Consider the following 18,015-nt stretch of genomic DNA (forward strand, 5'->3'; position numbering starts at 1 on the left):
CCGGCCGGCGCGTCGCCGCGCCACGACAACCCACTACAATACGGGTCATGACTGCCACGCCCACGCCTCCTTCCGCCGCCCGCGGCGGCCGCGCCGACGACTGGCGCATCGACCGCGACCGCGCGATCACGCTGTTCGGCCCCGCCGCTCACGACTGGCCCATCGAAATCGTCGAGGAAACCGGTTCGACCAACGCCGACCTGATGGCGCGCCTGAAGGCGCTGCCGCACGACGCGCATGCGCTCGCGCGGCCGATCGTGCGCGTCGCGTATCTGCAAACCGCCGGGCGCGGACGGCGCGGCCGCGCATGGTACGCGCAGCCGGGCGACGCGCTGCTGTTCTCGCTCGCCTGCGTGCTGCCGCGGCCGGTCGAAGGGCTCGCGGGCCTGAGCCTCGCGATCGGCGCGGCGCTCGTCGACGGACTGCGCACGCTGCCGGTCGCCGCGCCGGGCCAGATCGCGCTGAAGTGGCCGAACGACGTGCTGCTCGAAGGCGACAAGCTGGTCGGCATCCTCGTCGAGACCGCGTGGAGCACGCCGGACGCGACGGCCGTCGTGATCGGCATCGGCACGAACGTGCGCGGCGCGGACGAACTGGCCGCGAAGGTCGGCGCAATGAACGCGGCAGAGGCGGCGGTGCCGGGCACGACGCCGACCGCGCTGTCGCGCGCGCTGCCGAACGCGAACCTCACCGACACGCTCGCCGCCGAGCTGAACGCGCTCGAACCCGCGCTGCAACGCTTCGGCGACGCGGGTTTCGCGCCGTTCCAGGCGCGCTGGAACGCGTGCCACGCGTATGCGGGGCGCGAAGTCGCGCTGTTCGAACAGGGCATCGAGGTGATGCGCGGCGTCGCGGTCGGCGTGGACGAGCGCGGCCAGTTGCTGCTCGACACCGCGCGCGGCCGCGAGGCGGTGACGACCGGCGACGTGTCGCTGCGGCTCGCCGGCGGTCGCGCATGAGCGGCGGGCCGTATCTGCTGATCGACGCGGGCAACAGCCGGATCAAGTGGGCGCTCGCGCAGACGAACGGCACGCTGCTGCACGGCGGCGCGCTCGTCCATGCGGACCTCGGCGACGCGCCGGACTGGTCCGCGCTGCCGCCGCCGCGCCACGCATGGGTGTCGAACGTCGCGGGCGCGCGCGTCGCCGAGCGGATCGACGCGCTGCTCGACACGCACTGGCCAAACCTGCCGCGCACGACGATCCGCGCGTGCGCGCAGCAATGCGGCGTCACGAACGGCTATGCCGCGCCCGATTCGCTCGGCAGCGACCGCTGGGCCGGGATGATCGGCGCGCACGCGGCGTTTCCGGGCGAGTCGCTGCTGATCGCAACGTTCGGCACCGCGACGACGCTGGAGGCGCTGCGTGCGGACGGCCGTTTCATCGGCGGACTGATCGCGCCGGGCTGGTCGCTGATGATGCGCTCGCTCGGCGAGCACACCGCGCAGTTGCCGGTGCTCGACGCGCCGGCCGCGCGCGAACTGGCGACGCACGCGCGGCCGTCGTTCGCGGCCGACACGCGCCGCTCGATGTCGGCCGGCTGCGCGCTCGCGCAGGCGGGGCTGGTCGAGCGGATGTGGGCGGACCTGCGCGAAGAATGGAACGTGCCGGTGCGGCTCGTCGTCGGCGGCGGCGCGGCCGACGAAGTGGTCGCTGCCCTGAAAGCGCCGTTCACGCGCCACGATTCGCTGGTGCTGTCGGGGCTCGCGCTGATCGCGGCGCACGCATGAACGAACGCATGGCGGGCGCCGCCCATCGAACCCGAACGGCGCACGCCGCAACGCCACGGCGCCGCGCCTCACCTTCTCACGAACGATTTCGACGGAGCACCCAACGATGCTGCGCTGGCTGATCGCCTTTCTGCTTGTCGCCAACCTGGTCGCGTTCGCCGCGATATACGGCGTATTCGGCCCGACGCCCGCGTCGGGGCCGCGCGAAACCCAGCATCTCGGCCGGCAGATTCACCCGGAGCGGTTGATCGTGCGGCCGATCCTCGCATCGGAATCGGTCGACGTGCCGCTGATCGGCGGGCCGGTCGCGTCGCCGCGCGTGCAGTCGGAGCCGCTTTCGCAGTAACGGATGCAACGCGCGGCGCGTTGCGTCACGCTCAACGCTGCGCGCGCACCTTTTGCAGCAGTTTCGTCGTCGAGCGATCGTGCTCGAACGGGATCGCGAGCGCGCGGCCGCCCCAGCCGCGCACCAGTGCCGACTCGGGCAGCGCGTCCATGTCGTAGTCGCCGCCCTTCACGAGCACGTCCGGACGCAGCGCGCCGATCAGATCGACCGGCGTCTTTTCCCCGAAACAGACGACCCAGTCCACGCTTTCGAGCGCGGCGAGCAGCGCCATCCGGTCGCCTTCGCTGTTGACCGGCCGGTCGTCGCCCTTGCCGAGCATCCGCACCGACGCGTCGCTGTTCACGCCGACGATCAGCGTCGCGCCTAGCGCCTTCGCGTCCGCGAGGTAGGTCACATGCCCGCGGTGCAGGATGTCGAACACGCCGTTCGTGAACACCACCGGACCGGGCAGCGACGGGCGCCGTTGCGCGAGCGCGTCGCGCGTCGTGATCTTGCGTTCGAAGGAAGCGGGCATCGGAATCGGACCTGGCGTGCAACGCCGAAAGAAAAAAGCGGGATGGTTAACGCAGATGGCCCGGCGCGCTCGCGCGTGCCGGGCCATCTGCACTGCCGCGTCGGCTGCGCCGGACCGTTTCGGAACCCGGCACGCCGTACGCGGCGCGCGAAAAAACGCGTCAGGCCGGCTGCTGCGTGGAACCCTGGTCGGCGGCCTGCAGACGCGACACCACTTCCTTGCGGTAGCGGTTCAGTTCCTGCGCGGTGGTGAACGTGCGCTCGAACAGGATCGACAGATTGTGCAGGATTCTCTCGATGACCTTCTTTTCCCAGCCGTCGTCGAAGCGGATCTGCTCGTCGAGCCAGCGTTCGAGCCATTCCGGATCGGGCAGCCGCGACTGCACGGTGTCGCGCGGGAACAGCGACTGGTTCACGTGCAGGTTCGTCGGGTGCAGCGGCTTTTCGGTGCGGCGCGCGGACGCCATCAGCACGCCGATCTTCGCGAACGCCGCGCGCGCGACGTCGCCGAAATTCGTCAGCGCCTTTTTCATGTAGCGCAGATACGCGCCGCCGTGGCGCGCCTCGTCGCGCGAGATCGTCTCGTAGATCGCCTTGATGACCGGCTCCGTGTGCCATTCGGCGGCGCGGCGGTACCAGTGGTTCAGGCGGATCTCGCCGCAGAAGTGCAGCATCAGCGTTTCGAGCGGCGGCGCCGGATCGAACTCGAAGCGCACCGCGTGCAGCTCCTCTTCGGTCGGCACCAGTTCGGGCTTGAAGCGGCGCAGGTATTCCATCAGCACCAGCGAATGCTTCTGCTCCTCGAAGAACCAGACGCTCATGAATGCCGAGAAATCGCTATCGTGATGGTTGTCGCGCAGGAACATTTCCGTTGCAGGCAGCGCGGACCATTCGGTGATCGCGTTCATCTTGATGGTCTTGGCCTGCTCGTCGGTCAGGAGCGACGCGTCGAACTTGTCCCAGGGAATGTCCTTTTCCATGTCCCAGCGGACCGATTCGAGCGATTTGTAAAGTTCCGGATAAAGCATCGTGTTCATAGTCCCGCCCCTGTTCTGCGCATAACGACTCTTCGTAGCTTGTCGCGTGCCCGTCTTCCCTGCGCGGCGCAGGCGAAAAGCGTTTAATTTTACGCGGTAATCAGGCGTCCAGACGCACCGTGTGGCGCGAATACGCCTGCGGCACGCGTGGAATGTCCGTCAAACCGGAATGAAGGGCAGCGTCGCCGGCCGTGGGTAGTTGCTCCGTTCCTCTGGCCCGGCTGCCGTGCGGGGATCGCCCGCGCCGCCGGCCGCGATGCGGCTGGCAGGCCGTCTGTCATGCCGCCGGGGCCAAATGCCGCGGCGCGGCGCCCGATCGCGCTGGCAGCGTTCCGCATCGAACGCCACCTGACTGAAGACGGCGGAAAAGCTTACACCATGATAGCACGGCGATCTTTCAGTATTTGAGCGCGGGCAGGCCGGCGCGGCGCGCGCCCCGGCCCGCGAAGAAAGACGGGATGAGTCCGATGAGCGCGCAACGACGGCGCACCCTGCGCCGCCTTTCAGCGCGGGCGAGTCACTCCGGCTGCGGCGGCGCCTTCTTCGCGGCGCGCGGCGACGGCGATCGCCCGGACGCGCGCTTCGTCGCGCCGGACGCGTCCCGCTTGGCGGCCGGCTCGGCGCGAGCCGCCGCGTTCGCGGCCGCTTCGGCCGCACTCTGCGCGGCCGCGGCCGGCTGCGCCATCGCGAACTGCGCGAGCTGGTTGAACTGCGACTGCAGCAGGTTCCACCACGCGGACGCGTCGAATGCCGGCGTCTGCGCGTCGGCCGACGACTCCGCGTTTTCGCCGCCGGCGCGCGCGGCGTCCGGCGGCGGAGCGTCCGCCCCGGCCGTCCTGCGCGCGCCGAACGGGTCGTCGTGCGACGGCGCGGCGGCCGGCGTCGGCGACATCTGCGACTGCGCGAACGCGCCGAATGCGCGCAGCGTCGCGAGCGTCGCGCGCTGCACTTCGAGCGCCTGGATCGCCGACTGCAGCATGTTCAGGTTCAGCTTCAGCCACTGCTCGACCGCGCGCATGTCGGTGATGCGCTTGTCGAGTTCCTCGACGTTCGTGAGCGGCGCCATCAGGTCCGACATCATCGACAGCGACGGACCGAAGCCCTGCGCGACACCGGGCTCGACGCCCGGAAACGCGCTGCCGAACGGCGTGAGACGCATCATCCCCCACATGCGGTCGAGCATCTCGGCGGGCGGAAAGCCGGGAAAGCCCGGGAACGGCGGCACGGAGCCTGCGGTATCGGTCATGCGGATCTCCTCGCACGTTGATGGGGTTTCCGGAACGCGGCGCGCGTCCCGGGAAACCGGATGGTTTTTCCGATCATACAGCGCGCGCCGCGATGTAGGGACGGTTCACGGGCCGCGTTGCGAGCTTTCGTCGGCTGAGGCCGCCATCGTCATGCGATGCGCGATCCAGTCGCATCGAACAGCACACCGCGTACACGGCCATCGTTCGCGGCGCTTGACGAACAACGCGCCGCGCAACCGCCCGCGCGCGCCCGCCACGTTCAGAACGGATCGCCGCCTGGAAAATCCGGCGCACGGCGCTCGCGCAGCGACTTCACGCCCTCGTGCACGTCCGGCCCCGCGAAACCCATGAATTCCAGCGCGAGCGACGTATCGAAGTTCGGCCCCGCCATCCGCAGCCAGTTGTTCAACGCGTACTTGGTCCAGCGCACCGCCGTCTGCGAGCCGGTCGCGAGCCGCTTCGCAACCTCGAACGCCTTCGGCAGCAGATCGGCTTCGTCGACCGCGAGCGACACGAGCCCGATCCGCTCCGCCTCCTCGCCGCTCACCGGCTCGCACAGCAGCAGGTAATACTTTGCCTTCGCCATCCCGCACAGCAGCGGCCACACGATCGCCGCGTGATCGCCGGCGGCGACGCCGAGCCGCGTATGGCCGTCGATGATCCGCGCGGTCTTCGCCGCGATCGAGATGTCCGCGAGCAGCCCGGCGACCAGCCCCGCGCCGACCGCCGGCCCGTGCATCGCGGACACGATCGGCTTGCCGCAGTTGATCACGTTATAGACGAGATCGCGCGCCTCCCGCCACACGCGCGCGCGCACGTCGAAGTGCTGCGCCATGTCCTCGACGAGCTTCAGGTCGCCGCCCGCCGAAAAGCCCTTGCCTTCGCCGCGAATCACCGCGACGCGCGCGTCCGGATCGCGATCGACGTCGCGCCAGATCTCGGCCAGTTCGCGATGCATCCGCGCGTCGGCGGTCGCGAGCGCGCTCTGGTTCGCGCCCTCGCCGCTCATCACGATCTCGACGATGCCGTGCGGGTGGCGCCGCACGTGCAATGCGCCATAGTGCGCGTAAAAAGGATCGTTCATCGGCGCTCCATCGGTCTTGCGGTCGGGACGGCTCAGTGAAGCTCAGTGCGGCTGGTACACCCACTTGCCGTCGCGGATCTCGACCATCACGCGTGCGCGCTGGTCGAGGCCCAGGTGATCGGTGCTGCTCATGTTGACGACGCCGTTCGTGTCCGGCAGTTCGCGCGTCGATTCGAGCGCGTCGCGCAGCGCGCGGCGAAACTCCACGGTGCCGGGCGCGGCCGTCTTCAGCGCGACCGGAATCGCGCTGCCGAGCAGCAGCCCCGCATCCCACGTGTACGCGCCGAACGCGGACACGCTGCCTTCGCCGGCCCGTGCCTCGTAGCGCGAGATGTAGTCGAGCGCGAGACGCCGGCCCGGCCGGTCCGTCGGCAGCTGCGACGCGACGAGCACCGGGCTCGCCGGCATGAACGTGCCGTTGCAGTCCGCGCCGCACACGCGCAGGAAGTCGCGGTTGCCGACACCGTGGTTGTGATAGACGAGCCCCTTGTACCCGCGCTCCTTCAGCGCCTTCGGCGGCAGCGCGGCGGGCGTGCCGGCCGCGCCGACGACGACCGCATCCGGATGCACGGCGACGATCTTCAGCGCCTGGCCGGTCACGCTCGGGTCGGTGCGATTGAAGCGTTCGCTCGCGACAAGCTTGATCTGATGCTGCTGCGCGCTCTTCAGAACCTCGGTGTAGAACGTCTCGCCGAGCGCGTCGGCCTCGCCGATGTACGCGATCGTCTTCACGCCGTGCGCGGCCGCGTGCTCCATGATCGCGGCGGCCATCATCGCGTCGGTCTGCGGGGTCTTGAACATCCAGCGGCGCTTCGCGTCCACCGGGTCGATGATGCGCGCGGACGACGCAAGCGAGATCGTCGGCGTCTCGCCCTGCGCGACCACGTCGAGCATCGCGAGCGTGTTCGGCGTGATCGACGAGCCGATGATCGCGTCCACGTGCTGCTCGTCGATCAGCTTCTTCGTGTCCTGCACGGCCTGGGTCGTGTCCGAGGCGTCGTCGAGCACGATGTATTGGATCTTCTGGCCGGCGATCTCGGCCGGCAGCATCGCGGCGGTTTCGCGCGCGGGAATGCCGAGCGATGCGGCCGGCCCGGTCAGCGACAGCACGAGGCCGATCTTCACCTGCGCGAGCGCGAGCGCGGGGCTCGCGAGGCCCGCCAGCGCAAGCAGGCGGCGGATGCGGGTCGAACGGCTCGGGCGAGTCTGCTTCATCAAGGTCTCCTCGTAATTCTTCTGTTCGTATGTTCGTCTGCGCCGCGCGCGGAACGCCGGCTTCGCGTCCGCCAGTGTAGCCGCGCCCGCTGCGCCGCCGCATCCGGCGAAACCCTTTTATCGGTCCGGTTCCGGCATGCTCGCGTCGAATGGTTCGCCGGCCGCCGCATACAGCAGTTGGCCGCAGGCGGCGCATGCCGCGCGAAGAACGTGCGCATGTGCAGCGTTCAACGCGCGCATCCTGCAATCCTGGCCGCATCACGTTTTTCGGCGCGGCCTGTCTCAACCGCCCCGAAGCGCGACGATCGACGTTTCGGACCGCGTAAAAGGCGGCGTCAGCCCGCGTTCGCCGGCGGCGCGACCGCCTGGTCGATCGCGCCGAAGATCGACTTGCCCGCGTCGTCGAGCATCTCGATCTTCACCGTGTCGCCGTACTGCATGAAGCCGGTGCGCGGCTCGCCGTGCTCGATCGTTTCGAGGCAGCGCTTCTCGGCGATGCAGCAGTAGCCGCGCGTCGCGTCCTTGTTGGACACCGTGCCGGAGCCGACGATCGAACCCGCGCGCAGGTTGCGCGTCTTCGCCGCGTGAGCGATCAGTTGCCCGAAGTGAAACACCATGTCGGTGCCGGCGTCCGGCTGGCCGACCTTCTTGCCGTTCCAGTGGACGATCATCGGGCGATGCACGCGCCCTTCGCTCCAGTGCGCGCCGAGTTCGTCCGGCGTCACGGCGACCGGCGCGAACGACGTCGCCGGCTTGCTCTGGAAGAAGCCGAACCCTTTCGCGAGTTCGGCCGGAATCAGGTTGCGCAGCGACACGTCGTTCGCGAGCATCACGAGCCGCACCGCCTTCAGCGCGTGCTCGGGCGTCGCGCCCATCGGCACGTCGCCGGTGACCACCGCGACTTCCGCCTCGAAGTCGATGCCGAAGTCCTCCGAAACACACACGATGTCGTCGAACGGGCCGATGAAGTCGTCGCTGCCGCCCTGGTACATCAGCGGGTCGGTCCAGAACTCGGGCGGCATTTCCGCGCCGCGCGCGCGCCGCACCAGTTCGACGTGATTCACGTACGACGAGCCGTCCGCCCACTGGAACGCGCGCGGCAGCGGCGCCATGCAGTCGCGCGCATTGAAGCTGAACGCGTGCCGCGCGCGGCCGTGGTTCAGCGCGTCGTACAGGTCCTGAAGCTGCGGCGCGTAGAAGCGCCAGTCGTCGAGCACGCGTTGCAGCGTCGGCGCAATCGCGTCGGCAATCGCGGCGGTATGCAGGTCGCGGGACACGACGATCAGTTGACCGTCGCGGGTGCCGTCCTTCAGCGTGGCAAGTTTCATGGGCGATGCGTGGATGACGATAGAGGAAATGTATTCTACGATGGTGAATCGGCGCCGCCCAGGCTTTGCACGACGGCGCCGTCCCGATCGCGGCTGCGTGCCGTCGCCTGCAACCGCTGGCGACGGCCGCCGCCGCGGACTCAAACGAACGTATTCCATGCCGCCATCCACCCGCTCCGCCTCGCCGCGCGCCGCCCGGACCGCGCAGTCCGACTCCGACGGCCAGTGGCTCGCCGACCCGCATGCCGACGAAGCCGCCGATGCGGCCGACGCACCTGACGCCGTCGATGGCGGCGAAGAGAAGCTGCGCTCCGGCATCCAGTCGATCGAGGTCGGCTTCCGGCTGCTCGACGTGCTGACGAACGAGCCGCGCGCGATGATGCTGCGCGACCTCGCGCAGCGCGCCGGCATGAGCCCGGCGAAGGCGCATCGTTATCTGGTGAGTTTCCTGCGGCTCGGCGTGGTCGCGCAGGACCCGCTGTCCGGCCGCTACGAACTGGGGGGATTCGCGCTGCAGATGGGGCTCGCGCGGCTCGCGCGCGTCGACGGCGTGAAGCTCGCGCGCATCGCGCTCGCAGAATTGCGCGACACGCTCGACGTGACGGTCGGCATCGCGGTGTGGGGCAACCAGGGGCCGACGGTCGTGCACTGGATGGAGTCGAGTCATCCGGCGAAGGCGGCGCTGAAGCTCGGCGACGTGATGCCGATGCTCGGTTCCGCAACCGGCCTGCTGTTCGCCGCGTATCTGCCGCGCAGCAAGACCGGGCCGATGATCGAACGCGAACTGCGCGACGCGCGGCGGTCGTTGGCCGGCACGACGCCGCGCAGCGCCGACGAACTGGAGCGCACGCTCGCGGAAGTGCGCGAGCATGGCGCGGCGCGCGTCGAAGGGATGCTGCTGCCGACGATTCACGCGTTCTGCACGCCGGTGTTCGATTCGACCGGCGACCTCGCGCTCGGGCTAATCGCGCTCGGGCATGAAGGCGCGTTCGACATTCGCTGGAACGGCGAGATCGATACGGCGCTGCGCGACTGCGCGGGCAAGCTGTCGTACGAATTGGGGTACTGCCCTGCGTCGCGCGATTGAGTGAACGCGGATGCGCGGCTTTCTCCGCGAATGCCGGTGCTGACCGGCGCGGGTGAAAAGCCTGATCGCGTCGGCGCCATGGAACACGGATGCGCTCAGAGCGGTCGAACCGGCTTCGCGGTTCTGTCCGGGCTACCGCGTAACCATCGGCCGACGCGGGACAATGATGGTCCGGCACGCGTCCCTATCCGCCCAACCGTCGAAAATTCGCCGCCCACTTACATTCTGTTTCGATGTCGTCGTCCGCTTCCCCTTCGCGCGCCACGCGCACTTCGACTCCCCGCTCGCGACGCTTCAGCGCGTCGCGCTGGGCGGCGGTGTTCGTCGCGGTGACGGCGCTGCACTGGCTGGCCGCGCAGTGGATCGAACGGCATCGCGACATGCCGCAACCGACGACCCCGACCCACGTGCCGGTGCAGGTCGCGCTGCTGAAGCCGCAGCAGATCGAACGCAGCGCGTCGCCGCCGGCCGCCGCGGCGCGAACCGCGCGTCATGCGGAAACGCCGAAGCATCCCGAAGAGCGACGACATGCGTTGACGGCCATCGCGCACGAACCTCAACCGAAGGTATCCGCGCAAGCCGCATCGAGCGAGCCTGCCGCGGCCGAACCGGCATCGGCCGCCTCAGCGCCCGCCGCGTCGGGTAACGGCAACGCGCAAACCACGGGCAAGGGCGGCACGGGCAACACGCCGTCCGCACCGCCCGGCCCCGCGTCGCATGGCGTGAAGTTCTCGGTGCCGCCGTCCGGCGACCTGCAATACGACACGTTCTACAACGGCATGCGCAACCAGCCGGGCACGATTCACTGGTCGAGCGACGGCCAGCACTACGAGATGGTCGTGTCGGTGCCGCTGCCGTTCGTCGGCACGTTTAGCTGGACCAGTCGCGGGCGCGTCGACGCGTTCGGTCTCGCGCCGGACCAGTACGTCGAGAAGCGCGGACGCCGGCCCGAAGACGTCACCGTGTTCAATCGCGACGGCCGGCAGATCGTGTTCACGCGCACGCCGAATTCGCTCGCGCTGCCGGACGGCGCGCAGGACCGCTTCAGCATGGTGATGCAGCTTGCGAGCCTCGTGCGCGGCGATCCTGACGCATACAAGCCGGGCGTCACGCGCGAGTTCTTCGTTGCGGACAATGACAGCGGAGAAACCTGGCCGATCACGACGATCGGCGACGAATCGGTGAGCACCGATCAGGGTTTCGTGGACGCGCGGCACTTCATGCGGCTGCCGCGTCATGAGGGCGACCGCCGCCGCATCGACGTGTGGCTCGCACCGTCGCTCGGCTGGCTGCCGGTGCGGCTCGTGCAGACGGAACCGAACGGCACGCAGGTCGAACTCGTATGGCGCGGGCCGCTGACAGTGCCTGCATCGTCCGCTAAAGACGGAGCCGTCGCGCCGGAGACCGGCAACGCGAATTCCGCCGCGCCCGCGTCCGACGCGGCCGGAAACGCGGGCAGCGGCATTGCAACCGCGCCAGCGGAACCCGCAGGCCCTTCCACGCCTCAACCACCGTCACCGAATAACGGCTTAGCCGCACCGGCCGGCAATGCAGCAAACGCCGCAGCAAACGCCGCGCCCAGCATTCCGCAGCCCGACGATACCGCCGCTCCTGCGCCCGCGAAACCCTGACTGGCCGTCCGCGACCGCCCGCACGATCACTCACGCCCCCGCGCGAAACGCACGAAATCGCGGACCGGCGCATACTTCCGGAAACACCCTGCCGCACCGCGCACGACGACAACGAACAACCGACGAAAACGATCCGCGCGACCCTTTCCGCTATGACCGACCATCGAGGCGCGCCGCTTGCTCGCCTCGGGATGCCCTACCCAGCAGCACCTGGCAACTGGCCTCACTCCCGCCACTCAACGCGAAGGAGGAAACCTCATGCAAGTGACTGTCAACGGCATCGACACCCGCTACGTGCTCGACGACGAAAGCGGCGGCCCATGGCTCACGTTCGTGCATCAACTCGGCGGCGACCTGTCGGTCTGGGATCAGCTCGCCGGCCATTTCCGCCATCAGTACACGGTGATGCGCTACGACGTGCGCGGCCACGGCTCGACCGCGGTGTCGCCGAATCCGTTCTCGATCGCGGATCTCGCGGCCGACCTGAACACGCTGCTCGACGCGCTCGGCGCAACGAACACGCATCTGGTCGGGCTGTCGATGGGCGGCATGATCGCGCAGCGGTTCGCGCTCGATCGTCCGTCGCGGGTCGCGTCGCTGACGCTCGCGGACACCGCGAGCCGCACGCCACAGGACGCGCGTCCGATGTGGGAGCAGCGCGCAGCCATGGTACGGCGCGACGGCATCGCGGCGATCGCGGACGCCACGCTCGACCGCTGGCTCACCGCCGATTTCCGGCATCGTCACCCGGAAGCGGTCGAACAAATTTGTGACGTTTTATTACGGACTTCTTCGGAAGGCTACGCGATGGCATGCGATGCGCTGCGCGAGTTCGATGCGCACGAAGCGCTTCGCGATCTTCGCGTCCGCACGCTCGCCGTGGCGGGCCGCCACGACACCGGCACGCCGCCTGCGGCGACGAAGGCGCTTGCCGATGCGATAGGCGGCGCGCAATTCGAAATGCTCGACGCCGCACATCTGGCCCCGGTCGAAGAGGCGCACCGCTTCGCAGCGCTGCTTGAAACGTTTCTGCATCCGCGGGTCTAACCACCTGCGAGTGCCGGTACGCAGAAAGAGAGAGGTGATCGGGTCCACCCCTTGAATTCCGTCATGAACGCTCCACGTAGGGATCGAAGGATGCCAAAGGGAGCACAGGAAAAAGGAGTGTCGCCATGCAGATGATCTACAACAGCCCCAACTATTGCGTTGTTGAGTTTCCCCCGCAGGACGGCCATGTTGCGATGAAGTCCGGCGGATACGAAATCGTGGACAAGAACGCGCGGCGAGAACTCTTCATCGACGGCGCGATGGCGGCACGCTTTCGCGAGGACGTACAGAAGCTGATGGACACGGAGCAGTCGCTCGACGAAGTGGACGAGTTCCTCGGCCAGTTCGACAGCCTGATGCAGCACCCGGTCGTTCTGCACTGACTGATCTGCGCAGACGACACCCGCACTCTCCGAAACCCCATCCGGCCTGCCGGATGGGGTTTGTTTTTGGCGGGTCCGCTCCGCGCCCCCCGGCCTTGTCCGGCGACCGCGCCCCGCGCGGCGCACCGCCGCGGCAACGGCTACAATAACGGGTTTCCCCGACCAGCCGGCCTTTCGCCGCCGTCCGCCATGAACCAGTCCGCCGCTTTCGACGCTTCCGCTGCCCCCGCCCGCGCCTATACGCGCGGCGCCGCGCTTCCCGCGCTCCTCGCGTCGCGCATCCTGATCCTCGACGGCGCGATGGGCACGATGATCCAGCGCTACAAGCTCGACGAAGCCGCATATCGCGGCGAGCGCTTCAAGGATTTCCCGCGCGACGTGAAGGGCAACAACGAACTGCTGTCGATCACGCAGCCGCAGATCATCGGCGAAATTCACGACCAGTATCTCGCGGCCGGCGCGGACATCATCGAGACCAACACGTTCGGCGCGACGACGGTCGCGCAGGCCGACTACGGGATGGAAGCCCTCGTCGACGAAATGAACGTCGCGTCCGCGAAACTCGCGCGCGCCGCGTGCGAGCGCTATTCGACGCCGGACAAGCCGCGCTTCGTCGCCGGCGCGATCGGGCCGACGCCGAAAACCGCGAGCATTTCGCCGGACGTGAACGACCCGGGCGCGCGCAACGTCACGTTCGACGAACTGCGCGCCGCGTACTATCAGCAGGCGAAGGCGCTGCTCGACGGCGGCGCGGACCTGTTCCTCGTCGAAACGATCTTCGACACGCTGAACGCGAAGGCCGCGCTGTTCGCGCTCGACCAGTTGTTCGAGGACACCGGCGAACTGCTGCCGATCATGATATCCGGCACCGTCACCGACGCGTCCGGCCGCATCCTGTCCGGGCAGACGGTCGAGGCGTTCTGGAATTCGCTGCGCCACGCAAGGCCGCTCACGTTCGGCCTGAACTGCGCGCTCGGCGCGGCGCTGATGCGCCCGTACATCGCCGAGCTGTCGAAGCTGTGCGACACCTATGTGTCGTGCTACCCGAACGCCGGCCTGCCGAACCCGATGAGCGACACCGGCTTCGACGAAACGCCGGCCGACACGTCCGGGCTGTTGAAGGAGTTCGCGACCGCCGGCCTCGTGAACATCGCGGGCGGCTGCTGCGGCACGACGCCCGAGCACATCGCGGCGATCGCGAAAGCGCTCGCCGAAGTGAAGCCGCGCCGCTGGCCCGGCCAGTATCGCGACGCGGCCTGACCCGCGCCGGCCGCCGCCAGGCAAGTACAGTACAAGCCAGCAACGAGAACGAACGAGCGGAGCCGCGCGACGCCCCCCGCGCCGCGCGGCGACCAACCCGGGCAACAGTGAAGCCCGCGAACCATCCAAGATCCGGTCCCACGCCATGACTGACCATACCCTGCGACTTTCCGGCCTCGAACCGTTCAACGTCAACGAAAACACGCTGTTCATCAACGTCGGCGAACGGACCAACGTGACCGGCTCGAAAGCGTTCGCGCGAATGATCCTGAACGGCCAGTTCGACGACGCGCTCGTGGTCGCCCGCCAGCAGGTCGAGAACGGCGCGCAGGTCATCGACATCAACATGGACGAGGCGATGCTCGATTCGAAGGCGGCGATGGTGCGCTTCCTGAATCTGATCGCATCGGAGCCGGACATTGCGCGCGTGCCGATCATGATCGACTCGTCGAAGTGGGACGTGATCGAGGCCGGCCTGCAATGCGTGCAGGGCAAGGCGATCGTGAACTCGATCTCGCTGAAGGAAGGCAAGGAGCAGTTCGTCCATCACGCGACGCTGATCCGCCGCTACGGCGCGGCGTCGGTCGTGATGGCGTTCGACGAGCAGGGCCAGGCGGACACCTTCGAGCGCAAGACGCAGATCTGCAAGCGTTCGTACGACATCCTCGTGAACGAAGTCGGCTTCCCGCCCGAGGACATCATCTTCGACCCGAACATCTTCGCGGTCGCGACCGGCATCGAGGAGCACAACAACTACGCGGTCGATTTCATCGAAGCGACGCGCTGGATCAAGCAGAACCTGCCCTATGCCAAGGTGAGCGGCGGCGTGTCGAACGTGTCGTTCTCGTTCCGCGGCAACGATCCGGTGCGCGAGGCGATCCACACGGTGTTCCTGTATCACGCGATCCAGGCCGGCATGGACATGGGCATCGTGAACGCGGGCCAGCTCGGCGTGTACGCGGACCTCGATCCGGAACTGCGCGAGCGCGTCGAGGACGTCGTGCTGAACCGCCGTCCGGACGGAACCGACCGGCTGCTCGAAATCGCGGACAGGTTCAAGACCGGCGCCGCGAAGAAGGAAGAGAACCTCGAATGGCGCAACCAGCCGGTCGAGCAGCGGCTCGCGCATGCGCTCGTGCACGGCATCACGACGTTCATCGTCGACGACACGGAAGAAGCGCGCGCGAAGATCATGGGCGGCGGCGGCCGGCCGATCAACGTGATCGAAGGCCCGCTGATGGACGGCATGAACGTCGTCGGCGACCTGTTCGGCCAGGGCAAGATGTTCCTGCCGCAAGTGGTGAAGTCCGCGCGCGTGATGAAGCAGGCGGTCGCGCACCTGATCCCGTTCATCGAGGAAGAAAAGAAGCGGCTCGCGGAAGCGGGCGGCGACGTGCGCGCGAAAGGCAAGATCGTGATCGCGACCGTGAAGGGCGACGTGCACGACATCGGCAAGAACATCGTGTCCGTCGTGCTCCAGTGCAACAACTTCGAAGTGGTCAACATGGGCGTGATGGTCCCGTGCAACGAGATCCTCGCAAAAGCGAAGGTCGAGGGCGCGGACATCGTCGGGCTGTCCGGCCTCATCACGCCGAGCCTCGAAGAAATGGCCTACGTCGCGTCCGAGATGCAGCGCGACGACTACTTCCGCGTGAAGAAGATTCCGCTGCTGATCGGCGGCGCAACCACGTCGCGCGTGCATACCGCGGTGAAGATCGCGCCGCACTACGAAGGCCCGGTCGTCTACGTGCCGGACGCGTCGCGCTCGGTGTCGGTCGCGTCGAACCTGCTGTCCGACGAAGGCGCGGCGAAGTATCTGGACGAGCTGAAGGCCGACTACGAGCGCATCCGCGACCAGCACGCGAACCGCAAGGCGCAGCCGCTCGTCACGCTGGCGCAGGCGCGCGCGAACAAGGCGAAACCCGACTGGGCGAACTACGCGCCGACGAAGCCGAAGTTCATCGGCCGCCGCGTGTTCCGCAACTACGACCTGAGCGAACTCGCGAACTACATCGACTGGGGTCCGTTCTTCCAGACGTGGGATCTCGCCGGCCCGTATCCGGCGATCCTCAACGACGAGATCGTCGGCGAGTCGGCGCGCAAGGTGTTCTCCGACGCGAAGTCGATGCTCGCGCGGCTGATCCAGGGCCGCTGGCTGACCGCGAACGGCGTGATCGCGCTGCTGCCGGCGAACACCGTCAACGACGACGACATCGAGATCTACACCGACGAGTCGCGCAGCGAAGTCGCGTTCACGTGGCGCAACCTGCGGCAGCAAAGCGAGCGCCCGGTCGTCGACGGCGTGATGCGGCCGAACCGCTCGCTCGCGGACTTCATCGCGCCGAAGGACTCGGGCGTCGCCGACTACATCGGCATGTTCGCGGTGACGGCCGGCATCGGCGTCGACGTGAAGGAAGCGCAGTTCGAGAAGGATCACGACGACTACAGCGCGATCATGCTGAAGGCGCTCGCGGACCGCTTCGCGGAAGCGTTCGCCGAGGCGATGCACGCGCGCGTGCGCCGCGATCTGTGGGGCTACGCGGCCGACGAAACGCTCGCCAACGACGCGCTGATCGCGGAGAAGTATCGCGGCATCCGCCCGGCGCCCGGCTACCCGGCGTGCCCGGACCACCTCGTGAAGCGCGACATGTTCGAGTTCCTGCAGGCCGGCGAGATTGGCATGAGCGTGACCGAATCGCTTGCGATGCTGCCGGCCGCGAGCGTGTCGGGTTTCTATCTCGCGCATCCGGACAGCCGCTATTTCTCGGTCGGCAAGATCGGCGCGGACCAACTGGCGGACTACGCGCGCCGGATGGCGCTCTCCGACGACGACGCGCGCCGCGCGCTCGCGCCGCTGCTGTAACCCGCCAGCCGGGGCGCGCCACGGCCCGCGGCGCTCCGCCGCGCCGGCCGTTGCACCGGACCGACATATCCGGATTGCTAGCCTGAATATTTCGCGCGCGCTATTTTTCGGCTGTGTAAGCTCATCCGGCAATACCCTGAGCCGGGTGCGGCACGGCGCGTCCAGCCGCCCCGGCGGTTCGTCAGCACATCCTTAAAAGCAGCAACCGTCAACGGAGAAAACCCCATGAAAAAGCTGGTGTTGATGCTGGCAGCGACCGGCATCGCGGTGCTCGCGCAGCCATCGTTCGCGCAGACCGCCGCGCCGCAGGAATCGAGCGCGGCAACGTCGTATTCGGCGCCGACCGTCAAGCACGTGAAGAAGCCGAAGGCCGCGAAAACCACGAAGAAGCACTGGTGGAAGAAGAAAAAGGCCGCCTCGGCGCCCGACGCGGCCGCGCCGGCCAGCCAGTAACACGCGACGGCCGCCGCCCGCGCCGTTTTCTCGCGCGCGAAAGGCACAAAAGCAAAGAGCCCGCGGCAGGCGGGCTCTTTTTCATCGTGCGTCCGGATACGTGACCCGGAGCCTCATCGCGGCGCGCGCGCTCACAGCCCCCACACGATATCGCTCTGCTCCTTGCGTGCCGCGCGCAGCATGTCGAGGAACGGATATGCGCGCTGCGCGAGGCCGACCGGCACTTCGTGCGGCTCGTGGCCGTCCTCGCCGTCGTGGAAATGGCCCTCGTGTTCCGCGCGCTCCTGCTTGTCGGTCGCGATCGCGGCTTCGAGTTTGGCGATCGCGGCATCGAGTTCGTCGTGGGTGATTACACCGCGCGGGCCGAGCCGCTTGCCGATGATGCCGAGCAGGTATTGCGCGAGATTCTCCAGCATCGTCACGTCCGGCGACGCATGGCATTTGAAAGTGACCAGCATGTCTGCTCCCTTTTGTTTATGTCGCTGTCGCGTCGCATCCCGCGAGCGCGGCAACGCGGCGAGTGGCCCCGCCGGTCCGACAGGCGCGGCCACTGCCGCGCGTCCGGCCGCCGCCGGGCATACCGTTACACATATTAGCACCTGCTAAAATCCGTCTGGACGGAATTACCCGCGGGCGCCGGAACCTGCCGGAACCCGCTGGGGACGCCCGGCCGCCTGCGGCGACGCGCGCGAGAGCCCCGCTCCGGCCGGGCGCGGCGCCCGTCCCTCACCGCTTGTTCGATGGAGCCGGCCACGCCGCGCCGGCCCTTCCCCGATTACCCGCACAGGACCT

The 18,015-nt window shown here is 68.2% G+C and carries 17 protein-coding genes; 10 read left to right on the top strand and 7 right to left on the bottom strand.

Annotation, left to right across the window (positions count from 1 at the left end):
- The first annotated feature begins 47 nt into the window (after window positions 1-47).
- From BLV92_RS16245 to BLV92_RS16255, 3 genes are all read left to right on the top strand, one after another.
- The gene (locus BLV92_RS16245; RefSeq protein ID WP_090546584.1) at window positions 48-959 is read left to right on the top strand and encodes a biotin--[acetyl-CoA-carboxylase] ligase; all 912 of its coding nucleotides are present in this window, start codon (window positions 48-50) and stop codon (window positions 957-959) included.
- A complete protein-coding gene (locus tag BLV92_RS16250; protein WP_090546586.1) occupies window positions 956-1,729 on the top strand; it encodes a type III pantothenate kinase in 774 nt (257 codons plus the stop codon). Before BLV92_RS16245 ends, BLV92_RS16250 begins: the two co-directional genes overlap by 4 nt.
- 106 nt (window positions 1,730-1,835) lie before the next feature.
- Window positions 1,836-2,075, top strand: a complete 240-nt coding sequence (locus tag BLV92_RS16255; RefSeq protein WP_090546588.1) for a hypothetical protein — start codon at window positions 1,836-1,838, stop codon at window positions 2,073-2,075.
- A 31-nt stretch (window positions 2,076-2,106) separates the two neighbouring features.
- Here BLV92_RS16255 and rfaE2 read toward each other — a convergent pair whose 3' ends face one another.
- From rfaE2 to BLV92_RS16285, 6 genes are all read right to left on the bottom strand, one after another.
- Window positions 2,107-2,589: a D-glycero-beta-D-manno-heptose 1-phosphate adenylyltransferase gene (gene rfaE2 / locus BLV92_RS16260; RefSeq protein ID WP_090546589.1), complete on the bottom strand. Its 483-nt coding sequence runs from the start codon at window positions 2,587-2,589 to the stop codon at window positions 2,107-2,109.
- A gap of 160 nt (window positions 2,590-2,749) precedes the next feature.
- Window positions 2,750-3,625: a ferritin family protein gene (locus tag BLV92_RS16265; protein WP_090546591.1), complete on the bottom strand. Its 876-nt coding sequence runs from the start codon at window positions 3,623-3,625 to the stop codon at window positions 2,750-2,752.
- Window positions 3,626-4,142: 517 nt separating this feature from the next.
- Window positions 4,143-4,871 (bottom strand): PhaM family polyhydroxyalkanoate granule multifunctional regulatory protein, encoded by a 729-nt coding sequence (locus BLV92_RS16270; RefSeq protein ID WP_090546593.1) that lies wholly within the window; start codon window positions 4,869-4,871, stop codon window positions 4,143-4,145.
- Window positions 4,872-5,131: 260 nt separating this feature from the next.
- Window positions 5,132-5,956 (bottom strand): enoyl-CoA hydratase/isomerase family protein, encoded by an 825-nt coding sequence (locus tag BLV92_RS16275; protein WP_090546595.1) that lies wholly within the window; start codon window positions 5,954-5,956, stop codon window positions 5,132-5,134.
- A gap of 42 nt (window positions 5,957-5,998) precedes the next feature.
- Window positions 5,999-7,171, bottom strand: a complete 1,173-nt coding sequence (locus BLV92_RS16280; RefSeq protein ID WP_090546597.1) for an ABC transporter substrate-binding protein — start codon at window positions 7,169-7,171, stop codon at window positions 5,999-6,001.
- A 335-nt stretch (window positions 7,172-7,506) separates the two neighbouring features.
- Complete coding sequence (locus BLV92_RS16285; RefSeq protein WP_090546598.1) at window positions 7,507-8,499, bottom strand: fumarylacetoacetate hydrolase family protein; 993 nt, start codon at window positions 8,497-8,499, stop codon at window positions 7,507-7,509.
- Window positions 8,500-8,656: 157 nt separating this feature from the next.
- Here BLV92_RS16285 and BLV92_RS16290 point away from each other — a divergent pair, with 157 nt between their 5' ends.
- From BLV92_RS16290 to BLV92_RS16320, 7 genes are all read left to right on the top strand, one after another.
- Window positions 8,657-9,586, top strand: coding sequence for an IclR family transcriptional regulator (locus BLV92_RS16290; protein ID WP_090546599.1), 930 nt, complete (start codon window positions 8,657-8,659; stop codon window positions 9,584-9,586).
- Window positions 9,587-9,819: 233 nt separating this feature from the next.
- Window positions 9,820-11,217, top strand: a complete 1,398-nt coding sequence (locus tag BLV92_RS16295; protein ID WP_090546601.1) for a DUF3108 domain-containing protein — start codon at window positions 9,820-9,822, stop codon at window positions 11,215-11,217.
- Between the two features lie 258 nt (window positions 11,218-11,475).
- Entirely contained in the window at window positions 11,476-12,264 is a 789-nt protein-coding gene (gene pcaD / locus BLV92_RS16300) for a 3-oxoadipate enol-lactonase (RefSeq protein WP_090546603.1), read from the top strand.
- Between the two features lie 125 nt (window positions 12,265-12,389).
- Complete coding sequence (locus tag BLV92_RS16305; RefSeq protein ID WP_090546605.1) at window positions 12,390-12,647, top strand: BTH_I0359 family protein; 258 nt, start codon at window positions 12,390-12,392, stop codon at window positions 12,645-12,647.
- A gap of 189 nt (window positions 12,648-12,836) precedes the next feature.
- A complete protein-coding gene (locus BLV92_RS16310) occupies window positions 12,837-13,907 on the top strand; it encodes a homocysteine S-methyltransferase family protein (protein WP_090546607.1) in 1,071 nt (356 codons plus the stop codon).
- A gap of 130 nt (window positions 13,908-14,037) precedes the next feature.
- A complete protein-coding gene (gene metH / locus BLV92_RS16315; protein ID WP_279587321.1) occupies window positions 14,038-16,770 on the top strand; it encodes a methionine synthase in 2,733 nt (910 codons plus the stop codon).
- Between the two features lie 225 nt (window positions 16,771-16,995).
- Window positions 16,996-17,223 carry a hypothetical protein gene (locus tag BLV92_RS16320; RefSeq protein WP_090546611.1) on the top strand — a complete coding sequence of 76 codons (228 nt, stop codon included), beginning with the start codon at window positions 16,996-16,998 and terminating at the stop codon, window positions 17,221-17,223.
- Window positions 17,224-17,354: 131 nt separating this feature from the next.
- Here the strand turns inward: BLV92_RS16320 and BLV92_RS16325 are convergent, their stop codons facing one another.
- Window positions 17,355-17,681: a DUF1840 domain-containing protein gene (locus BLV92_RS16325; protein WP_090546613.1), complete on the bottom strand. Its 327-nt coding sequence runs from the start codon at window positions 17,679-17,681 to the stop codon at window positions 17,355-17,357.
- Window positions 17,682-18,015: the final 334 nt, after the last annotated feature.

Source organism: Paraburkholderia caballeronis, from assembly GCF_900104845.1.
Lineage (GTDB): Bacteria > Pseudomonadota > Gammaproteobacteria > Burkholderiales > Burkholderiaceae > Paraburkholderia > Paraburkholderia caballeronis.